General features: G+C 45.5%; 9 protein-coding genes and 1 tRNA gene. 6 read left to right on the top strand and 4 right to left on the bottom strand.

The features are described from left to right. The 6 genes from L865_RS0122430 to rimI form a co-directional block, all read left to right on the top strand. Window positions 1–246 (top strand): integrase core domain-containing protein (locus tag L865_RS0122430; RefSeq protein WP_028775268.1); only part of this gene is annotated, 246 nt, incomplete at its 5' end. Between the two features lie 1,640 nt (window positions 247–1,886). After that, complete coding sequence (locus L865_RS25810) at window positions 1,887–2,084, top strand: hypothetical protein (protein ID WP_051484767.1); 198 nt, start codon at window positions 1,887–1,889, stop codon at window positions 2,082–2,084. Between the two features lie 44 nt (window positions 2,085–2,128). Beyond that, window positions 2,129–2,815 (top strand): glycoside hydrolase family 16 protein, encoded by a 687-nt coding sequence (locus L865_RS24400; RefSeq protein WP_051484766.1) that lies wholly within the window; start codon window positions 2,129–2,131, stop codon window positions 2,813–2,815. A gap of 139 nt (window positions 2,816–2,954) precedes the next feature. Beyond that, window positions 2,955–3,031: transfer RNA gene (locus tag L865_RS0122420), tRNA-Trp, on the top strand. A gap of 161 nt (window positions 3,032–3,192) precedes the next feature. Continuing rightward, the gene (locus L865_RS0122415) at window positions 3,193–3,522 is read left to right on the top strand and encodes a DNA polymerase III subunit psi (protein ID WP_028775267.1); all 330 of its coding nucleotides are present in this window, start codon (window positions 3,193–3,195) and stop codon (window positions 3,520–3,522) included. Then, complete coding sequence (gene rimI, locus L865_RS0122410; RefSeq protein WP_084632621.1) at window positions 3,512–3,982, top strand: ribosomal protein S18-alanine N-acetyltransferase; 471 nt, start codon at window positions 3,512–3,514, stop codon at window positions 3,980–3,982. Before L865_RS0122415 ends, rimI begins: the two co-directional genes overlap by 11 nt. 50 nt (window positions 3,983–4,032) lie before the next feature. Here the strand turns inward: rimI and lipA are convergent, their stop codons facing one another. From lipA to L865_RS0122390, 4 genes are all read right to left on the bottom strand, one after another. Then, window positions 4,033–4,998 (bottom strand): lipoyl synthase, encoded by a 966-nt coding sequence (gene lipA, locus L865_RS0122405; RefSeq protein WP_028775265.1) that lies wholly within the window; start codon window positions 4,996–4,998, stop codon window positions 4,033–4,035. Then, complete coding sequence (lipB, locus tag L865_RS0122400) at window positions 4,991–5,650, bottom strand: lipoyl(octanoyl) transferase LipB (RefSeq protein WP_028775264.1); 660 nt, start codon at window positions 5,648–5,650, stop codon at window positions 4,991–4,993. Before lipB ends, lipA begins: the two co-directional genes overlap by 8 nt. An 84-nt stretch (window positions 5,651–5,734) precedes the next feature. Beyond that, a complete protein-coding gene (ybeD, locus tag L865_RS0122395) occupies window positions 5,735–6,001 on the bottom strand; it encodes a DUF493 family protein YbeD (RefSeq protein WP_028775263.1) in 267 nt (88 codons plus the stop codon). Between the two features lie 121 nt (window positions 6,002–6,122). Then, entirely contained in the window at window positions 6,123–7,295 is a 1,173-nt protein-coding gene (locus L865_RS0122390) for a serine hydrolase (protein WP_028775262.1), read from the bottom strand. Between the last annotated feature and the right edge of the window lie 13 nt (window positions 7,296–7,308).

Genomic DNA, 7,308 nt, shown 5'->3' with positions numbered 1-7,308 from the left:
GCCTATGGAATGACCCCATCAATGACAGATGGATATGACTGCTACCAAAATGCACAAGCAGAGCGTGTGAATGGTATTTTGAAGCAAGAGTTTTTGCTTAATCGCTGCAGAACGATGAAAGAGCTTGGCGTTTTAATCAAGGAATCGATAGAGATTTATAATCAATTACGGCCGCACCTTAGTTTAGGAATGAAAACCCCAAATGAGGTGCATGAAAAAGCCAGTTGGGAATACCAACTGGCTTAATAAAAACCGTCAACCTATTTTAGGACTAGACAAGCATAATAAAATAGGCTAGTTAATGGCTCGAATGAGTCAGTATTTATATTAGGTGGCTTATCCACTTAAGCACGTGTGTGCAATACCTACTCCCTACGTCGCCCCGCCGCTGAGCTTGGCCAGAAACTGCGTCCATGCGTTTCTGGCATTCGGCACTTCCGTGTGCCTCGCCTCCAGCTTCGTAACAAGTTACTCGCGCTTCAAAGCCCTTGAATGCGATGCATCCAAAGCAGGGCTTCTTCGCCCCCATGTGTTCGCAGCGCGAACCGAGTAGGTCATTTCCAGACGCCACTTTGGTTTTCACTTTTTAGAAAAGTGAAGGCAAAACAGTAACGAAAAAGCCCTAGCAGAAATCGCTAGGGCTTTTTCGTATATACGCTGCGCGAAAAGAACGACTCCCTACGTCGCCCTGCCGCTGAGCGGGCTCTCCACTTCGTAATAAGTTACTCGCGCTTCAAAGCCCTTGAATGCGATGCATCCAAAGCAGGGCTTCTTCGCCCCCATGTGTTCGCTGCGCGAACTACGAGAGTCGGTCATTTTTAGGCGTCACTTTGGTTTTCACTTTTTAGAAAAGTGAACACAAAACAGTAACGATAAGTCCCAAGCAGCTTGTGTTGGGGATTTTTTCGTTTAACGGGCTTTGAAATGACACTCGAACATGGGGAAGTAAAAAGTCCGAACGTAGTGAGGCTCAAACCCATGTGGAGTAGGGCGAAGTGAGTGCGTTTGCACTTATGTAGCGCGGAGAGCGCGCTCGAAGCTGGCCATTTCCAGACGGCCTACGTCACCCTGCCGCTGAGCTTGGCCAGAAATTGCGTCCATGCGTTTCTGGCATTCGGCAAATCTGATGTTTAGGACTAACAAATGCCTTGATGGCATGGATGCCAAGGAAAGGCCGTGTGCCTCGCCTCCAGCTTCGCAACAAACCACTAAGCTCCTGAACGCGTTGCATTCATATAGGAGTTTCTTCGCCCCATGAGTGCGCTGCGCTTACCGAGTAGGTCATTTAAAGCACTAAATATGGGATAGCCATTGCAAAGCCAGTGGCACTTGAATAAGGACGAGTAAATGTCTAAACGGGACTAGCTCGCTAGAAGCTGAGGTGAGTGGGTTGGGCCTCATTTGCTATTGCATTATAGCTACTAATGCCTTGCTTCTTAGTTTTAGAAAAGTCTCTAGGTCAACATTGTTTGATAGGCTCTCAGTGGGATATAGTTATCGTTTACAGTTCCTAGTTATCTTCAAAACTATACTGAGTAGCGCTGTTCTTGCTCATTCATATTAATGGCTTGAACTCTAACGCGTTTAATACCGCTAACAACAATGAGGAAAAGCGTTAGCTTACTGATTTTCCCTGTCCCTACTGCAACTCATATCGCAATCAAATAGCCATAATTGACAGTGAAGTTGTAGTGAAATTTGGATGAACTAGGTGCTGTTGATTCTTGTTGCGGACAGCCGGGAAAGGCGAGTCTAACGGCGTTCTAGAATTAGTTGATAATTACCAGATCTTGGGTTCGTTCACTCCTAATACTAAAGGGTTATTACACATCTAAGGTTTGAGTGTTAAGTTTTGATGACAGCGTTGTCATTATTAAGGGAGCATTATGAAGTACAGCAAGTCGCTATTAGCTATTAGTTTGGCAGGAGTCTTTTTTACTGGTTTAACAAATGCCAAGCCAGCGGTATTTTTTGATGATTTCGATTATCAAAATATCGCAGAGTTTAATGAAAACGGCTGGAAAGCTAGGACTGAGACAGGACATCCAGGCATCAAAGGTGCGACTTGGTCTGCAGAGGGGTGAGTTTTCATCCCAAACTTAGCGGGGCTAACTCAGGTGGGTTTTCGATGAAGTCAGTCACGGCAGGAGAGGCGGATAACACCCGTCATACGCAGGTGTGCCATGCGCGTAAATACCTTTATGGCACCTATGCAGCGAGAGTGTTCTTTCGCGACGAGCCCAATTATGGCCCTGATGGCGATGAGGTGATTCAGACCTTCTATACCATTAGCCCCTTGGCGTACCCTATGGATCCAAGCTACAGCGAGGTTGATTTCGAGTACCTGCCCAACGGTGGCTGGGGAAGCAATAGTGACAGTGCTATGTGGACCACAACTTGGGAAACATTTCAGTTAGAACCCTGGACTAAAGTGAATGAATACACCCGCAAACCCGGAGGCTATGCTGGTTGGCGAGTTCTGATGATGACGGTTGAGCCGGATTCGGTAAAGTACTATGTAGATGGTGAGCTAATCTCCACCCATTCGGACAAAGTCGCCCCGGAAAAACCGATGTCGATAAACTTTAACTTGTGGTTTATGCCTAAGGGCGCGGATGGTTCTATCGGACCTGTTGATTCTGATGAGTTGCGTGAATATCAGCAAGATGTGGATTGGGTTTATCATCAAGTTGATAAGGTACTAGAGTTCAATGAAATGCAGCAAAATGTGCGAACCTTACAAGCGTCGGGGGAGCTTTTCGTAGACAGGGTTAAGCCGATGCAACCTGCTTTACCGTCACCTTGTGGTTTGTAGTTTTGACGAGTATGGCCGCTTTTTGCGACTAAATGACTTAAAATGAGGCTTCTTGGCTGAAAAAGCTGCAATCAATGCATCTTTAGCTAAAAAGTCCTTTACCTTTTGGGGGTGTTTTAGCATAATGCCCCACGTCAACAGGGGTGTAGTTCCAATTGGTAGAACAGCGGTCTCCAAAACCGATGGTTGCGGGTTCGAGTCCTGCCACCCCTGCCACATTCAGAGAAGCCGTTCAGAAATGAACGGCTTTTTGCTATCTGAACGTTTATTTTCTATTTTCTACTATTCTCGTTATAAGTTGGCTATTTGTGTTTTGCACAGGGCCATTCGCCTTATATACTCAGCTATCAGATACATTGAATACCAAGGTAAGCTTGTTGGATAAAGAAGCCTTTTTAGATGCTATGGCAATAGACCGTTGGTCAAAAGCGTCACCAGCTGATAAACGTTTATCGATTCTTATTGATGCTGGTAGCGCGATTGACGAGCAACACCCAATTATTGCTAGCGTTATGCAGATATTAAAGCATGACACTAATGCCATTGATGTCACCACGAGTTATCGCAAAGATTGCGGTGTATTTTGGGATATGCGACTTCGTAAGTTACCGAAAGTGTCTTGTACATTATCGTCACCACCGCTAGCCCAATTAGAGGGCAATGTTGAAGCCAAAAAAGCCTTATGGCAGATGATTTATGAGCGATAAAATAGTGGCAAGTTATCGCATAGATGATCTCGATGCTAGCAGCACACCTGCGCTAACTAGGCTGGCACAATCCTGTCACCAGTACCCCATGTCCACGGAGACGATTAATAGCTGTTTTGGCCGCTTCTACCACGTGTTAGGGCTTTATGACGGGCAAGCACTCGTTGGCGCATGTATTTTGTATTTGTTGTTTGAAGATGCCACCATTATTGATATCTGTATTGAGCCAAGTCAACAGGGTAAAGGGTTGGGGAGGCGGTTGCTTATGACTACTTGTGATAAAGCCCGCGCTTTAGCGGCTGACAGAGTCATGCTGGAGGTTCGAGCCAGCAATAGCGGCGCCATTGAGTTATATCGCAAGTTAGGCTTTAAACAAACCTCTGTGCGCGCTGGGTATTACCCTGCTGCTGATGGACGTGAAGATGCAATATTGATGGAGCTAGGATTAGCCCTAGATTGATTAGCTAATAAAAAAGCGCCTTAAAGGCGCTTTTTTTATATTATTAAGGCTTATTTTACTTCTTTACCTTGTGCCTGTAGATCGGCGTGATAGCTTGAGCGTACCATTGGGCCACAAGCGGCATGGGTAAAGCCAATTTTCTCTGCAAACTCTCTGAGCTCGTCAAATTCTGCTGGCGGAACGTAGCGCTCTACAGGTAAATGGAACTTTGACGGTTGCAGATACTGACCTAAGGTAAGCATTTCAACGTCATGAGCACGCAAGTCTTGTAGTACTTGAGCGATCTCTTCATTGGTTTCACCAAGTCCCATCATTAGGCCTGATTTAGTTGGCACATTTGGGTGGCGCTGCTTAAACTTTTGCAACAGATCTAAAGACCACTGATAGTTAGCACCTGGGCGCGCTTTACGGTAGTGCTTGGGAGCGGTCTCAAGGTTGTGATTGAATACATCGGGTGGCTCAGTGGCCAAAATATCCAATGCAGCATCAATACGTCCACGAAAATCCGGTACTAAAATCTCAATCTTGATTTCAGGATTAAGGATACGGATTTCACGAATACAGTCAGCAAAGTGTTGTGCGCCACCATCACGAAGGTCGTCTCGGTCTACCGAGGTGATTACGACGTATTTGAGCTTCATATCCTTGATGGTTTGGGCTAATTTCTTAGGCTCTTGCGCATCAGGCTTTAAAGGGCGGCCATGGGCAACATCGCAAAATGGGCAACGACGGGTACAGATGGCACCCAAAATCATAAATGTTGCTGTCCCGTGGTTGAAACACTCGGCCAGATTAGGGCAAGAGGCTTCTTCGCAGACAGAGTGCAGTCCATTCTTACGTAGTGCTTGCTTGATATCATCGATACGTTGACTAGAAGCTGGCAGTTTAACGCGTAGCCAGTCAGGTTTACGTAACATGTTTTCGCGCTCTGAGGGCACGACCTTTACCGGAATGCGTGAAACTTTGTCTGCATCACGTAATTTTACGCCGGGTTGTAGTCTTTCTGGCCTATTCATATGACTGTGCTAATCCTTGATGATGAACTAGTTCTTGGAAGCCTAAGATCTGGCTAAATTTATCGACTAATTGGTCTCCCGCTTCCTTTACTGTTTGCGGACCATTAATCATTTTGCACTGGATCATCTCCATTCCAGCATACCCACACGGGTTAATTCTTTGAAAAGGGCTCATGTCCATATCCACATTTAGTGCGAGGCCATGGAAAGAGCAACCTTTACGGATCCTGAGTCCTAATGAAGCAACTTTGCGCTCATCGACATAAACGCCAGGGGCGTCGGCTTTGGCATACGCTTCAATTTGGTATTCGCCAAGCATCTGGATGATGCTCTGTTCAATATCAGTCACTAATTGTCTGACGCCGACTTTTAATCTTTTAATGTCCAGCAGTGGGTAGACGACCAGTTGTCCAGGTCCGTGGTAGGTGACTTGGCCGCCACGATCTACCTGAATTACCGGAATATCGCCGGGATTAAGGATATGCTCGCTTTTACCTGCTTGGCCTTGAGTAAACACCGGGTTGTGTTCAACAATCCATAACTCATCTTGACTCTCTGCATCACGATTATCGGTATAGTGTTGCATGGCATGCCAGACGGTTTCATAGTCTTGGCGGCCTAGATGGCGTATGTGAAGCGGACGTTCTTGCAAGGGCAACCTCTCCCCTAGGACATTAAGTGGGCGTATTATACGCCCCATCTTGACGAAATGTAATCTAGATCACACTTTGTTGAATTAAAGTACGCGTTTTACGCCTTCAATGGCGGCAAGCTCGGTATACAAAGTTTCTACTTGTTCTTTACTGATCACAGTGACGCGGATAGTAATTGAATAGTAAGTCCCTTTGCTAGATGCTTTGGTGGTAGGCGCATAGTCACCTGGTGCATGTTTTTGCACAACAGCAACCACTTTGTCTGCTAGTGCTTCATCTGCGTCACCAACAACTTTAAATGGGAATGAGGCTGGAAATTCCATTAACTCATCAAATTTAGTATCTAACATGATTAATTCTCTGCCTTAAAGGTTATGGCTGCATATATGGTGTCGATTATACCTTTTTCAAGGCACGGATCCTTAAAAACAACAAAGCCACCCGCAGGTGGCTTTATTTAAGATGTTGGAATTAACCAAACCAACCTGCAAATAGTTGTTTGAAGTAATCCATTAGTTTGCTGAACCAGCTACCTTCTTCAACGGCTTCAAGTGTCACAAGTGGGAATTGGGCAATATCTTTGCCGTTAAGTTGGAAGTAGATTCGCCCGACAGTTTCGCCTTTGGCAAGTGGTGCCGTTAGCTCTTTGTTGAGTTCGAAATTTGCTTGTAAGTTCTTAGCTTGACCACGATTAATGGTAATAGGGGTATCGGTAGTGACACCTAGCTCAACCGCTTCTTTATCGCCATACCAGATCTTCTGACTGACAAAACTATCGCCAGCTTGATATGGGGTGATAGTTTCAAAGAAACGGAATCCATAGTTAAGTAGCTTTTTACTTTCAGCTTTACGTGCTGATTCACTGGCTGTGCCCATTACTACGGTAATCAAACGCATGCCATCTTTGGTTGCTGAAGTGACAAGGTTATAACCAGCGCCAGATGTGTGGCCGGTTTTAATCCCATCAACGTTCATGCTTTTATCCCATAATAGGCCGTTGCGATTGTACTGCTTGATGCCGTTATAGGTGAAAGATTTTTCTGAATAGACGCGGTACTCTTCTGGTACATCGCGGATAAGCGCTGCACCTAAAATAGCCATATCGTAGGCGGTCGTCTTGTGATTATCTGAGTCTAAGCCGTGTGAGTTTTCAAAGTAACTATCAGGCATGCCTAGTTGCTTAGCCCAAGAGTTCATCAAATCGACAAAGCCATCCTCGGTGCCAGCAATATGCTCTGCCATTGCCACACACGCATCGTTACCTGATTGAATAATGATGCCACGGTTTAAGTCATCAACAGATACCTGCTTGCCGACTTCGATAAACATCTTTGAAGAGTCTGGGAAATTTTTAGACCAAGCTTTCTTGCTGATGGTGACCTGATCTTCCGGTGAAATGTTGCCAACCTTGATTTCGTGACCAATAACATAACTGGTCATCATTTTAGTTAAACTGGCTGGGTTAAGGCTTTCGTATGCATTCTCTTCAGCAATAATTTGCCCAGTATGGTAGTCCATTAGTACAAAGGCTTTCGCGGCAACTTTAGGGGCATCGGGGGTGACAACAGGCGCTGCTTGTACGGTAACCACGGAAACGGAGGCGGCGAGCAAAAGTGATTTCAAACTTTGGTTAATAAATTTCATATTACTGAGTGCG

Source organism: Shewanella waksmanii ATCC BAA-643, assembly GCF_000518805.1.
Classification (GTDB): Bacteria; Pseudomonadota; Gammaproteobacteria; order Enterobacterales; family Shewanellaceae; genus Shewanella; species Shewanella waksmanii.
The sequence above is the reverse complement of the archived record's forward strand: the minus strand, read 5'-3'. Positions and strand labels throughout refer to the sequence as shown.